Raw genomic sequence first — 22590 nt, forward strand, 5'->3', positions numbered from 1 at the left:
AAAAAGATATATATTAATTATATTTATTATTGTATTTATATATAGTTATACTTATTCTTATATCTATATATAAAACTAACTGTTAAAAATAAGGTTAAAAACTCAGCAATTGGCACTGCTAACCATATTCCATCTATATTCAAGATATTTGGTAATGTCAATAAACCTATAGTTATAAAACCAAATGTACGTAAAAAAGATAATATTGCAGATATCTTTCCATTAGATAATGCTGTAAACATAGATGATGTAAACCTATACTGGTAATTAGTATTCCAATTATAGCTACAGATAATATAATCAAAGTAAAAATTTTCTTTGCTCCATCCATATCCATTCCCCATCTTGCAAGCTACAATAGCACTTCCTCCAGTAGCAAGCCTGGTTCCAAGTCCAACAATAATATTAATAATAGGACAGACAAGATTAATTGCAGATAAAGCATTTGTATCTACAAATCTAGATACAAATATAGTATCTACAATCGTATATAATCCCATAAAAATCATATATAATTATTTAAATAGAGTTTTAATATATCTTGCTATTATAATATCATATATGATAAGTATAATACCTTAATCTTTAATCTAATTATTTTTCGTCTTTTAATCAATACTTACATAAATTTTAGTTTCTATTGTCTAGTATCATATGAAACAGGTTTATGAAATAAGTACTTCTATAATACTACTAATATCTATTTTTAACTCTTTAGATAATATATGTATTATTACTTCTTCAGTGGCTGAAATACTTGCTACAACACAAACTATACTTGCAAGTAAATTTGTATTCATAATATTATAAACTAAAGGTAAACAGAATAACATAAAACCAGATAATTTATTTCCATATGTATGTAATATAGCAAATGTGTTGTATTTACGAATCACTATAATTATTGATGTAATTCGAACAAGGACAATTGTTAATATCCATAATACTATATATTTTGAAATATTTATCACTGGAAGCATAATAATAAACATTGATATTACTAAACATATATCAGCCATACTATCAAGCCTTGAGCCAAGCTTACTTTCTATATTCATTTTTCTAGCTATATATCCATCAAGAAAATCACTTACTCCACACATAATATAGACTGTAAAAAATAAAGAAGAAAACATCTCTATTTTGAGCAAAGCTATTGATAAAATGATTCTAAGTATAGTAATAATATTTGCTATATTTTTCATTCCTTGTCACCTCTAAACTGAAAATTTATTAACTACTTGCACTTTTATAATGTTTCAGTCCTAATTTCCAAAACCTCCACATAAATACTGTAAATACAAATACAATACTAATTGAGTAGATTAATCCTTTTATTGTTAATGTCCCAGACAAAATTTGAGTTGGGATTGTTGACATAATTCCATATGGTAAAATCAAATAAAATAGTAGCTTAAAAATACCTTCATAAATTACACCTGGAATTTTCATATTCATTGGTAGTAAATTATCTTCCAATCTCATTATAGCAGAGGATGATATAACAAAAAATGGAATTGTCCGAAATATAATACACACATCATAAAAAAGCAATGTCATCAATAACACCATACATGTATATGCCAGTACCATAGCAAAATTTATTTCTGAATTTAATCCAGATACTCCATATACAACTATAAGTATACTTGCAAAAACTAAAGGTAATGAACCGATATTAATATTCTCAAATGTCAATCTAAACAATGGGTCTATTGGCTTTGTAATATAATAATCTAATTCTCCTTCTTGAATTTTGCGTGGAATATCATAAATTCCAAAACAGAAAATGGTCATATTTATAGCATTTATTAATGAAAAAGTTCCTATAAATATTATCATCTCTCCACGCTGCCAACCTCCTATTGAATCTACATGAGAGTAAATGCCATTAAACATTAACAATTGTAATATAAATAATGAACTATCTACAAAAAATGCTCCAAAAAAATCAAATCTAAACACCATCATTTTTGATAGTTTCATTTTTAGTAACATAAATATTATTTTAAATTTTTTTTTCATTATATCCCCACCCCATCAAATAGTGTTCTCATCTTCTTATAGACAATTTTATTTACTATAAAGAAGAATAAAACCCATAATGCTATAATAATCAGTCCTTGTACTGCATCATTACTATTTCTACCTATTAATAACATAGATGGTAAATAGGTTGTGTAATAAAATGGAAACAATTTCATAACATTTACTACAACTTCTGGCAAAAGAACAAGCGGTATCATTGTTCCTGTAACAAATTCAGTTATGTTATCGATTATCATTCTAAAAAAACCAATCTCTAGAAATTTAAATGATAAAATTCCAATAAAGAAATGAAGCTGCATCATAAAAATAAGCCCTAAGAAAATCATCAAAATTGAAATTAAAATTTGTATTGGATTTGATGTAAAAGCAAAATCTATTTTAAATATAAAAATCCATACAAAAGCAGAAATCATATTAAATACTAAGTAAAAAAAGGTCATTCCAAAATTTTTAGCAAAAAAATAATTTTGTGCACCAATCGGAATAATCATGTATTTTGAAAATGTACCCAACTTTACACGATTGCATATCTCCTCACTTGTACTTCTTGACATATCAATACCTGATAAAAATGAACTTATTATATAATAGGACAACATTGAATTAAATGTAAAGCCAGAAACTATGTCATTTTCACCAAAAATTGCCTTCCACAAAATATAAGCAAATAAAATTTTTATAATAGTAAACATCATGTTAACTACTACATCAAACCTCCAAATAAGTTGTACTTTGAAATTAATTTTAGCTATTTCATAGTACTTTCTTATATTTTGTTTAAATCTATAAAACAATGATTGTCTTGAATATGCTTCATTATAGTTGTTCATAATACTCTTCACATCCTTCTTTGTATATTCGTTCTACAACATTCCCTATATCTTCTTCTTCAATTGTTACATCCTCAACATCATACTTATCAAAAATCCATTTAACAGTTTCATTACCTTTTTCTTTTGGTACAATTACTGATGTTTTATGTTTTGTTTGCTCAATAATCTTATAGTCTTTTGGAAATAAAATTTTAGTTTCATCAGTGAAGCTAACTGTTATTTTCTTATATTTTTGAAAATGATTAAATAATTCATCTGTAGAGCCATCATATATTTTATGACTATTTTCTATGACAATACTTCGACTACAAAGGCTCTTTATATCCTCCATATAATGAGAGGTAAGCATTATTGTAGTACCTTTTTTCTTATTTACTTCTTTCAGAAAATACCTAATTTGTTTTTGTGCCACTGCATCTAGACCTATTGTTGGTTCATCTAAAAATAAAATTTTAGGATTATGAAGAAGTGCTACAATAAGCTCCATTTTCATTCTTTCTCCTAAAGAAAGTGTTCTAACTTGAACATTTAGATAATCAGATACTTCAAACAACTCTATAAAATAATCCAAATTCTTTTTATACTCTTCATCAGATATATCATATAACTCTTTAAATAAAAGAAATGTATCTGCTGGCGTCAATTCAAAAAATAGCTGACTTTTTTGCCCCATAACAACAGCATATTGTTTTTTAAAGTTATTTTCTAACTTATTTGGATAATAACCCATGACAGAAATTTTTCCAGAAGATGGAGCAATAATTCCAGTCATTATTTTGACAAGAGTTGTTTTTCCAGCTCCATTTTTACCTATTAATCCAACAAATTCTCCTTCCTCTATTTTTAAATTAAGGGATGATATAGCTGTTTTTTCTGTATATTTTCTATTAAATAAAGATTTTATGCTTCCCATAAATCCTGGTTCTTTCTCAAATCTCCTATAAGATTTAGTCAGTTCATTAAGCTCAATAATACTCATTTTTATTGCCTCCATATCTTGTATTTTCTACAAAAAAAGTCCACAGGTATTCATATCTGCCTTTTTATGTGGTATACATATTTACCTACACAAAAACAGAAAACTCCTGTGGACTAGAAAATTTAATCTTTTCTATTTCAACATAATTATATTCAAAATAACACTATGTAAAATTAATAAAGGTGTAGCAGATTAAAGCCCACTACACCACAATTTAACAAAGTAATATATAATAATATTATTATTTGTTGTCATATGTTAGTTATCTATAAAGGCAGAACAAGACACAACAATTAAATGTATCAAAAATACACTTAAAAATTCTGATTAAACAGAATACCTATGCGTCTCCAACTATTTACTTGTTGGTTACCATTATATATAACTCCGACATCAAGCAAGACACTCCTTTACTAATATTATTGCTGATATTTTACCATAAAATTTTTTTATATTCAAGTATAATTTAAGATGCTCATATATTTAAATTTATTTTATTTCTTTACAATTGAAATTAAATTTCATTAATTGCTTTAAGAAAAATTTTAAAATACATTATTTACATCAGAAATTATTACCCTATGCTTCTTCTTATAAAGTACACTCTTGTACAAATCAGATGCAATTTTTTTAATTCTATATTATAATATTGTCACAAGCATCCAAATAAATAGTACTAACTAAAAGAATTATAAACTACAAATCTTAAGGGGTTACTCTATGGAAAATAATACAATACAAGAACAATTATGTGATTTATCAAAGAAAATCTGGCACATTTATATTTTAAATCCAGACGAGGATGGCTTACAATTTATCATGTCTTTATTAGATGATAATTTTACATTGTTTGGAACAGGAAAACATGAATTCTATACATCATTAGAGAACTTCATTATAAATCTTGAAAAAGACCAAATAGAATCAGAAGAAATAAATTTTAAAATTATAGATGAGTGGTACTCATGTACTAAAGTTACAAATGAAACTTTTATAGTATATGGAACTCTATGGGTAATAGAAGAAGAGTACTTAGAAAGAGACATCTATGTAGAAATGGATACTCGATTTACTATGGTATATAAAGTTATAGATGGTAAAATCACACTGCTCCATATACACCATTCTATTCCAAACTTTGATCAGGTAAAAGATGAATACTATCCTAAAACAATAACTGAAAAAGCAAAAGAAGCTCTAGCTATGGCTAATGAATTTAAGTTGAAATCAGAAAAAGACCTTATGACTGGATTATATAATCGTCATTTTTTTGAAGTACATATAAAAGAAATGCTAGAAACTACTTCATGTGGGTATTTTTATATTTTTGATTTAGATAATTTTAAACAAATAAATGATATATTTGGTCATATTAGAGGAGATGAAATATTAATACAATTTGCTAATGTTTTGACTAAAGTGTTTACCAATAATGCTATTATTGGAAGACTTGGAGGAGATGAATTTGCTGTATTTGAATATATCAATCAGTCTAAGGAAGATGTTGAAAATAAAGCAAAAAAAGTTGCAAAGTTATGTTCTGATATCAATTCTTGCTCTATAGGCATATCAAAACTAGAAAGCAACTTAGATACGTTTCAATCTTTATATAAACAATCTGATTATGCTCTATATTATACAAAAAGAAACAACAAAGGAAAATTTAGTTGGTTTTAAGCAGTATTATTTGATGTATTTGTAATATGAATGCTAAAGGAACATAAAAAGTACACAGACACAGAGCTGATATACTGCTATCGCCAACAAGTTTATCGGCTCTGTATCTGTTCATCTGACTATCTGATAACTAGAACTTCAATAAATAAGTAGCCTTTCAATCCATCAACAAATGAATAAATATGGTAGAACAACTGCACTCAGGTTTGAAATATCTTATTTATTTTTAGAATGTTTTTTAATGATTTTATTTGTTTTTGTAATGTTTTTGAATTTCTTTTCCTTCTCTGCAAAATAGTTGCCCACTCACCATTTTTTCTCACCCATACTCCAATGTGTTCCATATTACCATCACAATCTGTGGCACGATCACTAGGAATAATATCCACATGAAACTGTGTAGGCAATGAGTACAGTGATTTCTATGTTGTATCCCAGAGCCTTCTGAAACTACAAAGCAAGCACACTTCGTGCAAATAAAATTATCTAGACAGGTGTTATCCTGATAATAAGTTCGCTTTCTATTTGGATAATTCCTTTTTGAATCCTCCATATCTTGTGTTTACTACAAAAAAATTCCACAGGTATTTATATCTAACTTTTTATGTGATATACATATTTACCTACACAAAAATAGAAAACTCCTGTAGACTGGAAAATTTAATCTTTTCTATTTCAACATAATTATATTCAAAATAACTCTATGTAAAATTAATAAAGGTATAGCAAATTAAAGCCCACTACACCACAATTTAACAAAGTAATATGTAATAATATTATTATTTGTTGTCATATGTTAGTTATCTATAAATGCTGAGCAAGACACTCATTCACTAATATTATTACTGATACTTTACTATAAAATATTTTTATATTCAAGTGTAGTTTAACATACTCATATATTTAGGTTTGTCTCATTTCTTTATTCTATAGCATTTAGGAGTCTTTTCAAATCTAATATTCACTTAATATTAATTTTTTATAATAAGTATTTTTTATATTTTTCCTTATGGCAATACATAAATATAATTCTATAAATTTGTTATTTCATAACATTGTTCCAAAAACATAATACAAGTACTACTCATTTTATTCAATCCATTTTCTTCTATTGGAAAATGCCCTGCACCTTCAAGCATCGTAATCTTTTTATTACCTATTAATCGGTCAAAAAACAGTTTACTTAATGATACATCTGTCCAACAATCATTTTCAGGATGAACTAATAACACTGGACAATAATTAAATTTTTCTGGCTCTATATTAACAGAAGGGTTCAGCATCCCATATAAAAAAGATATTGTTACTTTGCTCCCAGAAGATTTTTTATCCTTAATAAGAATTTCTGCTAAATCCTTATTATTTACAATTTTTTTCATATTTCCCACTAGTTTAATAGGTATCTTGAAATTAGGAAATAACTTATTTGCTATAGGTAGGTATTTTTTACTTACTTTTCCTATGAATGGTGAAATAGCTGTTTGTTCAATTATTATTGGAATACGTTGGTCTAAAAAACAAGAAGCCATTAATGCATAGATATTTTTACAATTACATGCCACTTGATATGCTAAAAATCCACCTGCACTTAGTCCAAATAATGATATTTTTTTACCTTTATCTTGAAAGTAGTTAACCAAAAAAGTTCCACAGTTAACCCATGTATCATAAGTGATTTTAGAAACACTTAATATTTCTGTATTCCCATAAAGTGGCAAATCTGGGCAAATGACTTCATATCCTGCTTCTACTAAAGGTAGAGACAAACTTGAAAGTAATCGTCCATTCCCACCAACCCCATGAAACATAATGATAGTACCCTTGTGATTATCAACTTTATAATGGTCAATGTGAATATTTATTTCTTCCCATTTTATAAAATATTCATTAGGTAAATTTTTTTCTCTTAACTGATTATTTAAAGGTAAAAAGGATTGTACTAATTTCCATTCTGTTTGATTTTTATAATATTGCATATTTTACGAAGCTCCTCTCATTTTAGTTAATGATATTTTGTTTTTAGATTATATCGTTATATTTGTCCAATTAATCCCGTACAAAGTATTCGGAATATTTTAGAAAATTGTGAGTATACTTCATATGAATCATCATACTCAATAAGTATATATTTAATACAATCTATTAACATATTAATTATCATTTTAGAGTAATGAAAATCAGCTATATTTAAATGCCATTTTAGATGATTACATAAATTATTAATAATTCTTTCTTTGTAAACTACTAAATCAGTACTTTCTAGCTTAAGAAGAATAATCATATTTTTATTTAGAAAATATTTAAATCCACTTTTTTCTAAAAAGTTATCTAAATCATCTAGATATAGTAAAGCCGATTCCTTTGTTATCACTTTATTTTCTTCTAAACAAACGTGCTTTGATAGATTTTCCTCAACTACATTAATTGTTGGCATTATTATAAATTTTAAAAGTTCTTCCTTATTAGGATAATAATGATACATATTTCCAATAGACGTATGAGCTTTTTTCGCTATAGTTCTCATAGAAGAATTTTCATAACCTTTTTTTAAAAATTCGTTTGTTGCAACTTCTGCAATTTTCTTTTCTATTTCTTCTTTTTTTATTTGCATCTTTAGTAATCCTCCTAGAAATATCATACTTGCAGATAATAATAATTACAATGTATGTTCATTATTAAAAAACAGAATTTTAATTTTGTTCATTATTGAATTATGAAATAGAAAAAAGACTCCCTAAAGAGCCTTTCCTGTTTTATTGTTTAAATCTTAATATATACATTACTATTGCTTGATTATCTTAGCTACAGTTTCCACATGTCTCATTATTAGTATATGAACACTCCTTTTTATTATCGTTATTATCTTTTGAATACGCTTCTAACGGACTCTTATTTATAAATTTATGTCCATCTTGTTTATCATCAAAGCCAGTTTTATAAACAAAAGTTATTTTATAAGGATCAACTATACCATCTTCATTAATAGCTCTAACTATAACCTTATCTACTATGCTTTCAAATACATATCTATAAAATTTTTCTAACACTTCATTTCTTTCAAGTGTCTTTCTAAATTCCTTAATTCTTGCTTTTATACTCTTTTCATTTATTAATGATGCTTTAAGAGTTTATTTCTCTTTACTAGGTTTCTTTATTTCAACTGTTAAATCATCATACTTTTCTTCATATGATTCCTTATCAATTATATCTTCTAATCTCATATCTATGAGTTTTTTTCTTTTCTTATCTAATGTATCTATTTGTTTCTCTAAATCTAGAAATCTCTTTTCAACATTACTTTCATTTAAAGTATCTGATAATCTAGCTAAAAATTCTTCAAGGACTTGTTTATTATCCCCACATAATTGTCTATAACTTTCAATAAAAGCATCTTCAAATACTTTTTCTAGAATCCCCTTACTATGTTCACAATATTTCTTTCCCTTTTTAGTTGAAACAACACATTACCATACTACTTTAGAATGATTAGTTCCACTATGCCAACATCTTCTTGTAAATGTTCCTCCACAAAATGCACACTCTATCATACAACTAAATGAATATTTTCTACTATACTTCTGACGTTTAAATCCTTCTGTTTCATGTGACCCTCTTGGAATACTTCTTTTTAATCTTATAGCCTGAGCTTTATCAAAAACTTCTTCACTCACTATGGGCTCATGATGCTCTCTTAGATAAAATTGATCTTCTTCTCCATAATTTTCTAACCTGCATTTTGATATAGGATCTAAAGTAAATGTTTTTCCTAAAAGTACATCCCCTTTATACTTTTCATTTTTTATTATACCTAGTATAGTAGATTCATGCCATGTAGAACTTCCTCGTTTAGTTTTATACCATAATTGTTCTAATTCATTACCAATTAGCCTTCCTCCAGCACCTTCGATATATCTATTAAATATATATCGAACTATTTCTGCTTCTTCTTTATTAATAGTTATGCTTTTGTCCTCTACATTATAATCATATTCTAAGCATCCCTGAAAACCAACAAGCTCGCCTCTACTCATTTTCATCTTCAGTCCTTTTTTTACATTTGCAGAGATATTTTCAACTTCTTGTTGTGCTACAGAACTTAACACTACTAATAATAGTTCACCATCCATTGTTAAAGTGTTTATTTTTTCATCTTCAAAATAAACAGCTATATTTTTTTCTTTAAGCATACGAACATATTTTAAAGTATCTAATGTATTTCTAGCAAAACATGATATTGATTTAGTAATAACCACATCTATTTCACCATTCATACAATCATTAATTAATCTTTGAAAATTTGTTCTCTTAGAAATTTGAGTTCCTGTTATTCCTTCATCAGCATAGATATCAACAAAATTCCATTCATTATTTTTTTAATTAAATCTGTATAATAAATTAGCAAATGATTTCCCACCTCCCAATGAACCTAAAAATGCTGCTGCCAATACATTAGTTACAGAACCTTTTACTCCTTGGCTTGCAAGAGCTGGTTTCAGATATACATTTCTTCCTGTATCTAAACTATATCCAATATATATTCCTTCATTTTCTCCAAGCTGTTGAGTTGCTCCAAATCCTAAACCTGCTAAAAAATTACTAGTTACATATTGTATATAATCATTTATATATCTTTTGCTTGAAGGTATAAATTCATTGTGAAATCCTATCATATCTCCCATTGGACGTACTAACTTTACATTTAAATCATCATAGAAATCTTTAACCTCATCACAACGACGTTTTAATTCATCAATGCTATCTGCTGATACTCTAATTACATAACTTAACTTATACATCGATTCTTTTGTTTGATCTAAATTATTTTCAAGCTCATTTATAGCATCTAACGCTTCTACTACATTTGTTCCTGTTTCATTCCCTGCATGCCAAGCATGATTATCTAAATCTTTTAATTCTTTTTTTTTATTTCTAACCGTAGTTAAAGCCTTTTATTTGTTACAATTTCAACATTCATACTAGTATCAATAGGAAATGTAAACTGTTGTTGCTGATAATAAAATATCTCACTAGATGGAAAATCCATTTCTACAATAATACTTTCAATAGTAAAATAAGCTACAAAACTTTCTGAATCCTCATGTATAATTTTTAAGTATCTTTGCTTCTCTTCTATAAGACATCTAGTTTGCTTTATAAGATCGTATTTCTTTACTAATGTTTCTCCTTTAAGTTTCTTTGTAGGTAAATGGTATTGATAATCTTCAAAAGCTGTGCCTTTCTTTCCATAATTATGTTCAATTAAATAGCCAAAATCATTTTTATCTAGCCTTCTAACTTTGAATCTTCTTAAGATTTTATTTTCTAATAACTTTTCCATTTTTGAAAATCTCATAATTTCATCATTGTTTATACTGACAAAATCACCCATCAATTTATTATTAACATCATATATAAAATCTGATAGATTAGCTAATACTGACTTTTTTATATTCTTTATATTCATTTCTTCTTCTGTAACTAAAGGCTTAAATCCAATAAAAAAGCGATAATCAATTTGATTATCGCCAATCATAGAAACAAGTGCTTCTGTTTGCTTGTCTATTTTTTCGTAAGCAATTTCTTTTAATTTTCCTGTGATATTTTTCTTTGACCTTTCTTGTGTAGATCTTATAGAACTTTCAGTTGCTATTTGAAGTGCATGAATTTTGCCATTTCTATTTTGTGCTATTAATTGCCTAAAACTATCGTGTACAATAAATTTTTGTTCTGCTGATAAGAATGAATAGTTATATGATATTAATTCTTAATAAGCAAAACATTCTCCTTCCTTATTAAGTACAAGATTATTTTCTATAGATTTGATTGGGAACATATAACTCACTCCTTACTATAGTTATATTTTCATCAATAATTTTACTTTTAAATTTAATACTTTTTCCTGCATATGTTATTTTAGATCTAAATGAATATAAGATTATTGACTTTAAAAATCCATAAGGTTTCTTTCCATCAAAAGTCTTTTGAGACATAAACCAAGTTATAAAAACTGGTATTCCAAAGTATTTTAGAAATGCTCCTTCTATCATAGCTAATGGGGGTAAATTACCAAATAATATAATTATAAAAAGTATTAATACAAACCATGTCATTTGTGTAAAAGTAACTGGAAATGGCAGTTGAAAATCATTTATTGCATAAATAACTTTCTCTACATTCCAAATACCTGTATATGACTTAATTTTTTTCAAATATACTCCTCCTTTTTATTTAGTCTCTTTTTAAAATTAAGGTTGATATTGGACATCAAAAAATGGACAAGGTTAATTGTCCACTTTTAACTCGCAAATATTAATATTATTCCTTAAATTCTAATCGTTAAATTAGAATTTGTTGAAATAAAGATTATACTCATTTTACTCCCCATTGGCATTCGCTACATTCAAGGTCATGAATAGAAATTATTCCATCACAGATAGGACACATAAATGTTTCTTTTTGTTGCACCATAAAGGCATTCAAACCATTTTCTTTTACAAACAGGCTATTCGCTACAAGACTTGCACGATATCTAGTATTGTAACTTTTTTCAAAGTTTTTAATCAGCTTACATGGGTACTCGTTACACTCATAACAATATGAAATACCTTTTTCATGAACACAGTCTTTAATTTTGCACTTATGACAGTGTTCGGGTTTTCCAATATCGCTGTTCAAGCAACCTGCACATGGTTTTTTATGATAGCAATGCTTATAGCAAACCATACAGTTCATTCCACAAGGAGCAAACATAATCGTCTCTATCGGTTCTTTCGGCATTTTCATAATAATTCCCCCCCTTTGTAGAATTATATAAATTCCCTCACTGAACGTCAAAATTAACAGCTAACTTGTGATCAAGATTAGCTTTAGTAGAATATAAAAGATCCATATCAAACTAATGCTCATAATCCGCCTGATAAACTGGAATTTTATCAAGTATAGCTAAAAAAACATAACTTCTCAAATAATTTTATTACCATATATTTTAAATTATTTTTTATGTTATATATTAGGAATTAGCCTAAATGATTTATCTATAAATTCCATAATTGCATCATACATCTTAGTAATATCTGTATATTGCAAATAAATCTGTTTATCTTCATCCCTATATCCTATAGAAAACTTGTCAAATTTTTTAAAGTCTTTTTCTTTAACTACTCTTCCACCATTATGAACAATCATATGCATCTCTTATTTCTGTTATATATTCCCATTTATCAGATTTGAATCCTTCTATCTTAATCCCTTCCTTTATACATTTTGCAGCTCGCTCTAAACCACTCCCCTTTATATCTTTTAATTCCTTTTCGATTTTATATACATTATGATAAAGTCTACAAAGTGTATTAACTGCTTCTTCTAACAATGAAACCATTGTTAATAATAAAGAGTACTGTGTTAGTAAATCTACTCTACATGAATGCAATGTACCACTTGTCATCGCCCAACATTCGGTTTTAAAATCATTTATTTTAGTAGCTTCTCTTACAATTTCTCTATACCCCTCTGATATAGCATCTAAAGCAATCTTATTATTCTCTATTACATTTCTAAATGGATAAAAATCGCAATGTGCTAAATATAATGCCATACTTCCTGGATTGTTCATATCATAATGACTCATATCAGGAAATTTTACATCACTATCTATACTATACATTTTCTTCTCCTTTTCTATTACGCAAATTCTTTATATGTTAACTATAAAATTCTAATTTGTCTATCTCATATTATACTCGTAATAAAAAGTTTCAATAAATTATTTTTTTAGCTTAAAATTTTTATACAAACAAAAACAGCACATGAAATTACAGCTAATACAGGTATTATTAGATGTCTTTTTTTCTTTGTTTCCTTATACTCATAAATCTCAGATATTGTCTGTGCTATAAGCATTATTAATATAAAATTAAATCCCACTTTGCTGTTAAAATGCAAACATTCCACAAAGTGCAGCAACACCTCTTACTGTGGTAATTATTTTTTTCATTATCCTTCCTCCTAATTTTTTAATAATCATGAAAGTTAATGATTCTTCTTTCTCTTGTTCTGAGAATGACTTTGCTTATGCTAATAATAGATGTGACTTTTAAATATACTTATATTATAACAAATATCACCAATCAACACTTAATCAAAACTATTAATTTTTAATTTAAACACTCAAATACCCCATGATTAGTTACTACAAAACTACCGCTTATTTCTAAATCACATCTATATGATTCATAATCAATATAATTTTGTAAACTAACTGGTACTTCTCCTAAAGCCCCAGTTTCTTCAATAAAATATCTAGCTACATCTGTCATATCATCACAATCTGGATAATAAATAATGTCATCTTTATGTTCATATAATTCCTCAAAGCTAGAGAAAAAAGCTATTTGAATATCATTTATTGATTCTCCTATATCTGTAGATGCTAATTCTTCTGCCATAGAACATAAGCTATTAATTTCTTCTATAGATGTATATTCACTAATTTCAAATGGTAACTCCCAATCATGTATTGCATATTCTTCATATTCACTATTTAATCCTATACGCTCCTTCAAATCATCCCAATCAATCGGTGGTGTAAACCAATCACCAACTAATTCACCTTCATTGTATTTTCCTAAGTTTGCAATATATACTCTCATTTCTTCCATAGTATCATCTCACATTCTTTTATTTAATTTGGATATAAAAAAGCAGTAGATTTTTATCTACTGCTTTTTTCTTATCTTTCAGAAAAAGATTTATAAATTTCATCATCTGTTCTTTCTTTATTCGGATCATCTGAAAAGAAAAAACTCAAATTCATATCTCTTTGATACTTTTTATATAATTCAGGTCGTAATGCTTGTGCTTTATTACTATTTTCAATACTTCTTACGTTAGGAGATCCATCTTCCCTTTTCCCATTTCTCCTTACATCATAACAATATATCGCATTAGGATTTCCACCTTCTACTTTACTTCCAATTATTCTTCTTTCAACATCGCTTTTATTTATAATTTTTTCCTCTGGAATATACTTAGCAAATATTTCAGAAAAATCATTAAATAAATCTCTATTTGCAAATCTATCTTTTATTCCAAAAAAATCGCAAAATTCTTGATTGCTTCTAAAGTAAACATTAAAGAAATCTATATAGCCAGTAATTGAATTATGTATATTATCTAATTCAATAAACTCTATTCTAGCCACAGCATATTTACTAGGTTTATGTTCTCCTTCTTTATATTTTGTAAGTATAACAATATAAATTTTATCTTTATACTTAAATTGAAATGAATCAATAACCCATTGCTTCTTTCTCATATCATTTAATAACTTCGGTAAATTTTTAAATCTTATTTCTTCATGTTCTTTCATAATACTCTCCTCTTTCAAAATAACATTACAATAAGCTATAGACTATATTTACATTCACATAAATAAAATTTACTGGTTAATGTTTGTACTTAAAAGAACGTCTAATATCTAATAAGTTATTTATTAACTAAAAAATCTATATACTTATTTTACCATTTCCTTTATTTTTTAAATTATACCATCTTTTAATATTACATAACAATACATTATACTCCCATTATTTTATTAAATAACTCTAATAATATATTTTTAACTCCACTAGAATTAAATCCTAAACCTACTGCAATTAATGCAACAACTAAAAATCCGATAAGTTTTGAAAACTCTCTTTTGAATCCTAGATATACACCAATTACAACTATAGCCGTTAATACTAATGATTGTGCATTTGATAAAAACCAGTTATATAAATTTTGACCAAAATTCATTTCTCAAATCTCCCTTCTTTTTTATTAAATCTATATTGCTTTATCTATTGAAACAACTACACTTTCTTTTACTCATCATAGATAATATCTTCAATGTTCACTGAATTTTGTTCAATTATTTTTTTATGACGATCTGTTAAGTTTGCATATTTTATTAAATCTTCAATTAATGTTGTATTATTCAAGACATCTAATCTTTTAATCGTTTTTAAAGTTGGTGCAACCTGCCTTGATAGCCAGTTTAAAGTTTTATGAATATTATACGGTTCTGGATTTGTTGTTAGTTTTAACTTAGCTCTACCTTCACCAATAAAATAACTCCACTGATCATTAGTTTTCCATTCACTTCTATTTTTCTCATCCTCTTTATCAACAAAACGTATATAACGATTAATAATTGAAAATGCTGTCTTTTCTTCATCTCTATTTGCTAACAAATCAACTGCTGCATGATATGCTCTTTCATTTTTTAACCTTATTTCAAATCTATTTTTTATTTTTGCTTCATCAATAGGTATATCTAATTTTATATATTGCTCATAGTCTTTTTCATAGATACAAAAGTAGACTTCACTTTTTAATGAAGCAATATATAAGGTATTCCCCATACCAATTTTCTCATTTCTTCTAACCAATTCACCTGACCTATAAGATTTGAAACTACGAAATACTGAAATGCATTCTTCATTATTGCATTTATTAACTAATTCTTTTATATCTAATATTCCTGTCATATCATTAATAGCAAGATCCATTCTCTTCATAACACCGCCAGCTAATAATGCATCTAATAAAAAGTCATACCATGATCTATGTTGTGCTAATAAGAAATTCTCAAATTGCCTGCAACCTTGTCCTTTCAATTCTATTAAAACTCCTTTTTCTATGTCTTGAGATACTAAAACAAATATATTACCTATAACATAATGCTCTGAATAAGAGTAAAATCCATAATCCTCATGAATCATATATTCAAGCTTTAATTTCAATATATTATTAACAACATTTTCTACATCTGTTGTTGGAAATCTTATTCTTATATAGTCAATCATCATCGTAAGTGGTAATTCTGGATTAAATCTTCCTAACGATTTAATTAATTTTTCTTTTATCCCATTTTTTATTATTATTTTCCCACTTTCTATTTTATTTAAATATTCTCTCATAATCCCTACTGATAATGCTAATTTATTTTGAGAAACTCCATATTCAATCCTTTTATCTTTTAGATTTTCAATCCATTCTTCTGTACTCAATCATTTGTCCTCCTATAAAAAAGGTATGTGAAATAACCTTTGATTTTTTCACATACCCCTAATCTCTTGAAACCTTGTTTCTACCTTGCTTTTATAAGTTTTACTTAAATGGTTTTAGTCGATTTGTGCCCCCCTGTTAGATACCAGGGGCTAATAAATATTGGTATGGCAAAGCCATACCAATAGCAGGTCAATCCGCATCTGCGTCTTTCGCTTCGCACGACGCCTATGCTTACTGCCTGCTTCTTATTGTTTTAAATTTTTTTAACTAAATCCAAGATAATACACTAACACTTGTCCATCCTCTACATTAATATTAAACTCAAATCTTATAGGATATTCTACCTTTGTTTGTTCACTATCTAAATAAACACTACAAATCATATCAGCAGTAAATTCAGAAAAAACACTTTGCAATATTCTAGCCCCAGATGATTTACAAAAATCCATTGGCTGTTCTTCAAAATCCTTAATGTATTCATCATATCTTATAATTTCTTCAATATTTTCAATAGAATACATTTCTTGAATGAAATTAAACACCTCCAAACTTTAATCTGTTTTTTCTGTTTTTACAAATAATTTATCTATTTCATCTAAAAAATTGTGACCTTTAGGAACAAGTGGAGTATAAAATTCAGATATTACACTTGTACCAGTATCTATATAGCCTCTTCCTTTAATTTGCTTTAAGAAAAAGTCTTTGTTAGTTTCACTAAACATCATATTATATCCAAGATCAGACATTCTCCCCAGTGCTACTCTAAAATTAAATTGATCTCTAATACCATCTCCAAGATATTTAGCATCTGGACGTTGACAAGCTAATATAAGAAAAAAACCTGCCTGTCTACCAAGCATTACAATTTGCTTTAGTTTATTTAAAACAGCAGTATTTTCTTTAGTTCCTAGCATTTCCATAAAAGCAACATACTCATCAAATATTAAAAAGTTAGCTGGAAGTCCAAGATATGCATAATTTTCTCCAATTTTATAATTACTCATAGTTTTCATAGATTCACTACGCTTCATCATTTCATCATAAAAGTTATTTATGCACAAAATCATATCGTCTTTTTTACAATATACATTTGGTATAACCATTTTCAAATCTGCTGAATCTGCATTTTTAGGATCTAATATATAAAGTGTAGATTTAGTTCTTATTAATGCTTCAATTATTGTAAGTATAAAATATGTCTTTCCTCCGCCAGTTCCTCCTGCAATTAGCATATGAGGTAACTTATCAAACTCCCAATACACAGACTTCATAAATTTTAAACTTCCATTACGAACTTTAACTTCATCAATAGATATTCTATTTGCAATAGTATCATATAGTAAAACATATTCAATATAAGAGTCTTTTAACTCTTTAGAAACTAACTCACAATATAAACCTGACTCTAATTTCTTTTCTAAATTTAATAATTGATCTTGATATTTACCTAAAGTTATTTCAACTTTAATATAAATTAATCCATCCTTTAATTCATAGTACATTTTAGGAAAATACACTATTTTTTCTTTCTGCTTATTAGAATTTAAATCTTTAAAGAATCCACTATCTTTAATAGATTCAGATTCATACCATTTATTTTCTAATATCATTCTTGCTAATTTTTGACGATGGATTAGTTGTTTAACTCTATCATATTGAAAGTGATAACCCATTCCCAGAAAACAAGTTTATGTTTTTCCAGTTTATTTCTGTAATCTGTTTTACATTAAGAACTGTCAATAATATCGTAAATATAATTGACAATATACTTATTGAAAAACGAAAAACCAGTAATTTATCAATGGCTCTTATCCTATTCCCTTTGTATTTATAAAATTTCATTTTTTATCCTTTCCATATATTTATTAAAATCCTGTGCATTATATCTATCTACATTTCTATTAAATTTTGGTTATTGTATTTTTTCATATTTCCTATTATCAATCCTTCTTTCAAACAATAGATTTTTATCTTTAGGATATCTATGTCTTACATAATTTTTGTAGTATTTCAAAATTACATCAGCTTCTTTTGTCAACAGATATATATATCGGAACATAAGTCCATTAATTTTTTCTATACCTTTGTACTCACAAAAACAATGTGTAAACCAATATCTTTTTTTTACTCCATCATAGTGTGCATTTTCTTCCAATAATTTTCTTGCACTACGTGGATGTATTTTTTCTCCTGTTTCTTTATCTCGATATACACTAGTCTTAAAATAACCACAATAATAAAAATTAGAAGCTTGATAAACATATCCGCATTTTCCTTCTATTCCATCAGCAAGTGTATATAAAAAAAGATATCCTGTGTTTTTTCTTAACCATCTTATTAGTAGTGAAAGAGTTCGACTTCCAAAATATTGATTATAATTCATTTCTGGAAGAAAACACATTTTGCCAATTTCCAAATAGTTTTCTGTAAAAAGTTCATTACAAGGAAATATTTTACGTATAGTCTGTAATGGCTGTGTTCCCCATCCTAATTCAATCACACCTAACAATATGTCTTCTTCATAAACTCCTAAAAAATAACGACAAAGACGAGGAATTACTTTTGAATAGTGATACGTCCTAATAAAATTAATTACTGCTTTCTTTGGTATTTTCTTTATTCTTAAATCTAATTTTCTTCTACTAATTATTTGAATACTCTTATCTTTATCCTTACTCATATTAATCTACTTCTTTTTAATATTATCTTTACTTGCCTGCTTATCTTGTAAATCTTCTGCTAATTTTCCTTGTCCTATTTTCAAAGTGATATCATCAGCTTTAATATACCAATCTACATCAGTCCCATTAAAATTAGCTGTCGCTACTGTATCTGCAACTGGATTAATAATATCTACTTCTGAATTATAATCAAACTCTTTTAATTGTACTGATGCTGGTATACTGACTTGTATCATTCTTCCTTGTCCTCTACTCTTTAAATCATAAGTACGTTCTTTAATTTCATTTGATACTGTTCCATCATCATTTTGAACATGTACCTCTCTTCTGAGTGCCGAAAACTTTAATACTCCAAATGTTTTTTCTTTATCTATAACTATTCCATTTGCTAATCTCATAATCTTATCCTCATTAAGCCTTTACTATATCATCTGCTAATAAAATATAATTTGTAAAACCTCGAGTTCCTATTTTATATCCTTCAGCTATTATTTTAGGATTTATTAATTTTACCTTTTCCTCAACTTCAAAAGACTTTTCACCTACATTAGCTGGTAAAATAACAACTATATCGTCTGCTCTTTATATATCTGAATAGAGATTATATTCTCTAGACATTACTGTCATTTTCCCATTAATTTTTCTTTGTTTAATATATCCTTCTCCTGCATATTCTAAACTTCCAAATGTATCATCCATATTGGGGATAATATGTTTCAATTTCATCAATCATTACCTCTCTTTTCTAAATTTATATTTTTAAAATAAAGTAAATAGCTTTAAATGTTGGTGATCTAATAAACACAAATTTATAATCCATAATTTCATTACCTCCTAAAAATTTGTATAAAAAAACAGATACTACTTTGTATCTGAACCTTCTATTTCTCTATTTTCTTTTTACTTTTTATTGATATTAATAATAATCCTAATAATGTAGTTCCTATTCCATAGAATATTAACTCATTTGTCTCTCCTGTTTTTGGTAATTCTGTTTTCTCTATTTTTTTGTTTGTCATCTTAAAAATTATAATCTCACCATTTTCCTTTATTTCAAATTTCATTGGTGTTTCATCAATTTGATATCCTTTAGGTGCTTCGTATTCTTGGAAGTAATAAATACCCTTAGATAATTTATTAAAATAAAATACACCTTTATCATCTGTTTTACCTTCTATTAAAATATTTTTATCTTCATCAAGTATCCTAATTCCTGCGTTTGGTAAGGGCTCACCTGTTACTACATCTGTTTTTATTAACTTAGCCCCTCCTTTAATTAATTCATTTTTAATTTTTAGGTTATGCACCTCATTTTGTTCCTTAATTATTACCTTAAAATCTTTTGCTGCAATATATCCTTCTGGTGTTTTAGTTTCTTTGACTGTATAAGTATCGTAAGGTAATCCTTCAAATTTTAAATATCCTTTTTCATCTGTATATCCTGTTTTAACTAACTTCACTATTGTGTCACTAAATACAGAAAACTCTACATCCTTTAAAGGTTTTATTTCTTTATTTTTTGTTTTTAAAATATTTTTAATTTTTTCTTTCCAATCATATTCTCCAAACTTTATTAAATCAAATCCACCTGTAATTACTTTCTCTTTTACTATTGTTTCTTTTACAGATGTTTCTATATTTTCACCTGCATAACTTATTTCAAAATAATGTTTAGTAATATCTAATAAATATCCTTCTGGAACTTTCTTTTCAATCCAATAATACTCACCAAGATATAAATTTTCTACTTTTGCCTTTCCACCTTTAATCGTTACTATTTCAACTAACTCATCATTATTTGATTTTCTTAATTCATAAACCGCACCATCAAGTTTTGCACTTCCTTGAGGTATTGACCCAATTTTTTCATCTTCTTTAGTTAATATTGCTTTTCCTTTTTGTTCTGTATCTTTATGAGTAATAGATGTTGATGTTACTTCTACAGTTTGTCCAACATATTTTAATTCAAATGGTATTTTTTCTTTATTTATTAAATATCCCTCTGGAGCCTTTTCTTCAAGGGCATAATACTTTCCGAGCTTTATCTTTTCTGATGTTGCCTTTCCAAATTTATCTGTGGTTATAGTAGTTATCTTTTCATCATTTTCATTATAAATTCCATAAATTGCTCCTTCTAATTTATAACTATCATTAGGCATTTCTGTTCCAAAGTCTTTTCCCATCTTACTAAGTACTACATTACCTAACTGTTCTTTATTTCCTAATGAAACTTCTATTGTTTTATTTGCTTCAATAATAACTTTTTTAATTTCACCTTTATTAAAATATCCGTTTGGTGCTATCACTTCTGATATTGTTACAGTTTTTCCTTCTGGTAATCTTCTATACTAGCAATTCCATTAGAATCGGTTATAATTTCTTTACTATCACCATCATACTCAAATCTAAGTTTTGCATTTGCTAATTCCTTTCTTGTGTCTTCATCAATCTTTTTTACTTTAACACTTCCTAACTTGATTACATTTATATTTAAATTTGAACTCATCGAACTTTCCATATGAAATTCTGCTAAACTTTGATAGTTAGGCTTACGATAAACTATTGATGTTCCAACCTCATTCTTAGGAATCTTTATATAACTAATAACTCTTGAATTAGAATTTTTATTTGCTGTAATTTTCAAAGTATTTTCTTCAAGTAATATATCTGTTCCAGTATTATTTGATTTTAAATTCATTTGTCTAATAATACTATTCTTATCTTCTAACTCAATTGTTTCTCCACTTTTAACTGCAACTTTTTCATTATTCCATGAAGGTAATATATTATGTCTATTTACCTTTTCAAGTATTTCAGTTTTTCTTTTATGATAATTTGGAAGTGTTGTAGATATAAATTTATCTCCTAATTCCTCCCATATAATTATTTGAGTTAATGCATAGTCATATTTTGATTGATTTGTATCTGTATATCCATAATAAGCAATTTTAGATAATATATCTTTCTTAGAATCTATATATTCTTCTGATACATATCCACCTCCACTAGACGTTATAATTCCAGGTTCTATACAAAATACGGTTTTACCATCTACCTTCATACGGTAAATCTTATGATTAACCTTTTTATTAGTAATTGGACTAATACCTACATAATTAAATCCTGTACTTTCACTCATATCCAACTCACTTGCATAAACTGAAACTTGTGATGTAAACATAGTAGTAATTATAATTATAAAAGCCATAATAAAACTTACAAATTTTTTAGATAATTTATATTTATCCATAAATATCATCCTTTCCATCATATTATTTCAATAAAAAATAGACACTGAATTTATAAATTTCAATGTCTA

Annotated in this window: 24 protein-coding genes and 4 pseudogenes; 1 reads left to right on the plus strand and 27 read right to left on the minus strand. The window is 26.8% G+C overall.

Translation table 11 applies throughout. From position 1 onward, the window contains the following. Window positions 1–35: 35 nt before the first annotated feature. From IC758_RS17855 to IC758_RS17875, 5 genes are all read right to left on the minus strand, one after another. Complete coding sequence (locus tag IC758_RS17855; RefSeq protein WP_227435640.1) at window positions 36–500, minus strand: hypothetical protein; 465 nt, start codon at window positions 498–500, stop codon at window positions 36–38. A gap of 165 nt (window positions 501–665) precedes the next feature. Then, window positions 666–1205 (minus strand): CDP-alcohol phosphatidyltransferase family protein, encoded by a 540-nt coding sequence (locus IC758_RS17860; RefSeq protein ID WP_227835053.1) that lies wholly within the window; start codon window positions 1203–1205, stop codon window positions 666–668. A 28-nt stretch (window positions 1206–1233) separates the two neighbouring features. Continuing rightward, a complete protein-coding gene (locus IC758_RS17865) occupies window positions 1234–2025 on the minus strand; it encodes an ABC transporter permease (protein ID WP_227860654.1) in 792 nt (263 codons plus the stop codon). Next, complete coding sequence (locus IC758_RS17870; RefSeq protein WP_227435633.1) at window positions 2025–2879, minus strand: ABC transporter permease; 855 nt, start codon at window positions 2877–2879, stop codon at window positions 2025–2027. Before IC758_RS17870 ends, IC758_RS17865 begins: the two co-directional genes overlap by 1 nt. Beyond that, window positions 2866–3861 carry an ATP-binding cassette domain-containing protein gene (locus tag IC758_RS17875; RefSeq protein WP_227851327.1) on the minus strand — a complete coding sequence of 332 codons (996 nt, stop codon included), beginning with the start codon at window positions 3859–3861 and terminating at the stop codon, window positions 2866–2868. Before IC758_RS17875 ends, IC758_RS17870 begins: the two co-directional genes overlap by 14 nt. A 720-nt stretch (window positions 3862–4581) precedes the next feature. Here IC758_RS17875 and IC758_RS17880 point away from each other — a divergent pair. Next, window positions 4582–5538 carry a diguanylate cyclase domain-containing protein gene (locus tag IC758_RS17880; protein ID WP_227835050.1) on the plus strand — a complete coding sequence of 319 codons (957 nt, stop codon included), beginning with the start codon at window positions 4582–4584 and terminating at the stop codon, window positions 5536–5538. Window positions 5539–5738: 200 nt separating this feature from the next. On the opposite strand, the pseudogene IC758_RS17885 reads toward IC758_RS17880, so the two are convergent. The 22 genes and pseudogenes from IC758_RS17885 to IC758_RS17990 all read right to left on the minus strand — a co-directional run bounded on the left by IC758_RS17885 (window position 5739) and on the right by IC758_RS17990 (window position 22521). Then, window positions 5739–6091 (minus strand): annotated as a pseudogene (locus tag IC758_RS17885) (RNHCP domain-containing protein). Between the two features lie 478 nt (window positions 6092–6569). Next, window positions 6570–7514, minus strand: coding sequence for an alpha/beta hydrolase (locus IC758_RS17890; protein ID WP_227835049.1), 945 nt, complete (start codon window positions 7512–7514; stop codon window positions 6570–6572). Window positions 7515–7570: 56 nt separating this feature from the next. Beyond that, on the minus strand, window positions 7571–8149 hold the full coding sequence (locus IC758_RS17895) for a TetR/AcrR family transcriptional regulator (protein ID WP_227835048.1): 579 nt from the start codon (window positions 8147–8149) through the stop codon (window positions 7571–7573). Window positions 8150–8336: 187 nt separating this feature from the next. After that, a complete protein-coding gene (locus tag IC758_RS17900) occupies window positions 8337–8585 on the minus strand; it encodes a hypothetical protein (protein WP_227835047.1) in 249 nt (82 codons plus the stop codon). A 417-nt stretch (window positions 8586–9002) separates the two neighbouring features. Further along, entirely contained in the window at window positions 9003–9884 is an 882-nt protein-coding gene (locus tag IC758_RS21290; protein ID WP_413927714.1) for a recombinase family protein, read from the minus strand. Between the two features lie 42 nt (window positions 9885–9926). Continuing rightward, window positions 9927–11371 (minus strand): annotated as a pseudogene (locus IC758_RS17910) (ATP-binding protein); the annotation flags it as partial. Further along, window positions 11343–11747: a conjugal transfer protein gene (locus IC758_RS17915; protein WP_227860655.1), complete on the minus strand. Its 405-nt coding sequence runs from the start codon at window positions 11745–11747 to the stop codon at window positions 11343–11345. The pseudogene IC758_RS17910 and the gene IC758_RS17915, both read right to left, overlap by 29 nt. 160 nt (window positions 11748–11907) lie before the next feature. After that, the gene (locus tag IC758_RS17920) at window positions 11908–12321 is read right to left on the minus strand and encodes a DUF3795 domain-containing protein (RefSeq protein WP_227835045.1); all 414 of its coding nucleotides are present in this window, start codon (window positions 12319–12321) and stop codon (window positions 11908–11910) included. Between the two features lie 219 nt (window positions 12322–12540). After that, complete coding sequence (locus tag IC758_RS17925) at window positions 12541–12723, minus strand: hypothetical protein (protein WP_227835044.1); 183 nt, start codon at window positions 12721–12723, stop codon at window positions 12541–12543. Continuing rightward, window positions 12710–13201 carry a hypothetical protein gene (locus IC758_RS17930; RefSeq protein ID WP_227835043.1) on the minus strand — a complete coding sequence of 164 codons (492 nt, stop codon included), beginning with the start codon at window positions 13199–13201 and terminating at the stop codon, window positions 12710–12712. Before IC758_RS17930 ends, IC758_RS17925 begins: the two co-directional genes overlap by 14 nt. A gap of 107 nt (window positions 13202–13308) precedes the next feature. Continuing rightward, complete coding sequence (locus IC758_RS17935; protein ID WP_227835042.1) at window positions 13309–13488, minus strand: hypothetical protein; 180 nt, start codon at window positions 13486–13488, stop codon at window positions 13309–13311. A 203-nt stretch (window positions 13489–13691) separates the two neighbouring features. After that, the gene (locus IC758_RS17940) at window positions 13692–14195 is read right to left on the minus strand and encodes an antirestriction protein ArdA (protein ID WP_227835041.1); all 504 of its coding nucleotides are present in this window, start codon (window positions 14193–14195) and stop codon (window positions 13692–13694) included. 71 nt (window positions 14196–14266) lie between these two features. Next, on the minus strand, window positions 14267–14905 hold the full coding sequence (locus IC758_RS17945; RefSeq protein ID WP_227835040.1) for a DUF6037 family protein: 639 nt from the start codon (window positions 14903–14905) through the stop codon (window positions 14267–14269). 206 nt (window positions 14906–15111) lie between these two features. Then, a complete protein-coding gene (locus IC758_RS17950) occupies window positions 15112–15333 on the minus strand; it encodes a hypothetical protein (RefSeq protein ID WP_227835039.1) in 222 nt (73 codons plus the stop codon). A gap of 68 nt (window positions 15334–15401) precedes the next feature. Further along, on the minus strand, window positions 15402–16589 hold the full coding sequence (gene mobT / locus IC758_RS17955) for a MobT family relaxase (protein ID WP_227835038.1): 1188 nt from the start codon (window positions 16587–16589) through the stop codon (window positions 15402–15404). A gap of 264 nt (window positions 16590–16853) precedes the next feature. Next, window positions 16854–17138, minus strand: a complete 285-nt coding sequence (locus IC758_RS17960) for a hypothetical protein (RefSeq protein WP_413927694.1) — start codon at window positions 17136–17138, stop codon at window positions 16854–16856. Window positions 17139–17141: 3 nt separating this feature from the next. Beyond that, window positions 17142–18432: pseudogene (locus IC758_RS17965) on the minus strand (FtsK/SpoIIIE domain-containing protein). Between the two features lie 70 nt (window positions 18433–18502). Beyond that, window positions 18503–19270 (minus strand): hypothetical protein, encoded by a 768-nt coding sequence (locus tag IC758_RS17970; RefSeq protein ID WP_227860656.1) that lies wholly within the window; start codon window positions 19268–19270, stop codon window positions 18503–18505. Between the two features lie 6 nt (window positions 19271–19276). Next, window positions 19277–19669: a YdcP family protein gene (locus IC758_RS17975; RefSeq protein ID WP_227835036.1), complete on the minus strand. Its 393-nt coding sequence runs from the start codon at window positions 19667–19669 to the stop codon at window positions 19277–19279. Window positions 19670–19682: 13 nt separating this feature from the next. Beyond that, window positions 19683–19997 (minus strand): annotated as a pseudogene (locus tag IC758_RS17980) (YdcP family protein). A gap of 155 nt (window positions 19998–20152) precedes the next feature. Further along, entirely contained in the window at window positions 20153–21577 is a 1425-nt protein-coding gene (locus tag IC758_RS17985) for a SpaA isopeptide-forming pilin-related protein (protein ID WP_227835035.1), read from the minus strand. Between the two features lie 11 nt (window positions 21578–21588). Then, window positions 21589–22521 carry a thioester domain-containing protein gene (locus IC758_RS17990; RefSeq protein WP_227835034.1) on the minus strand — a complete coding sequence of 311 codons (933 nt, stop codon included), beginning with the start codon at window positions 22519–22521 and terminating at the stop codon, window positions 21589–21591. Between the last annotated feature and the right edge of the window lie 69 nt (window positions 22522–22590).

The sequence above is a fragment of the Clostridioides sp. ES-W-0016-02 genome, assembly GCF_020641035.1.
Lineage (GTDB): Bacteria > Bacillota > Clostridia > Peptostreptococcales > Peptostreptococcaceae > Clostridioides.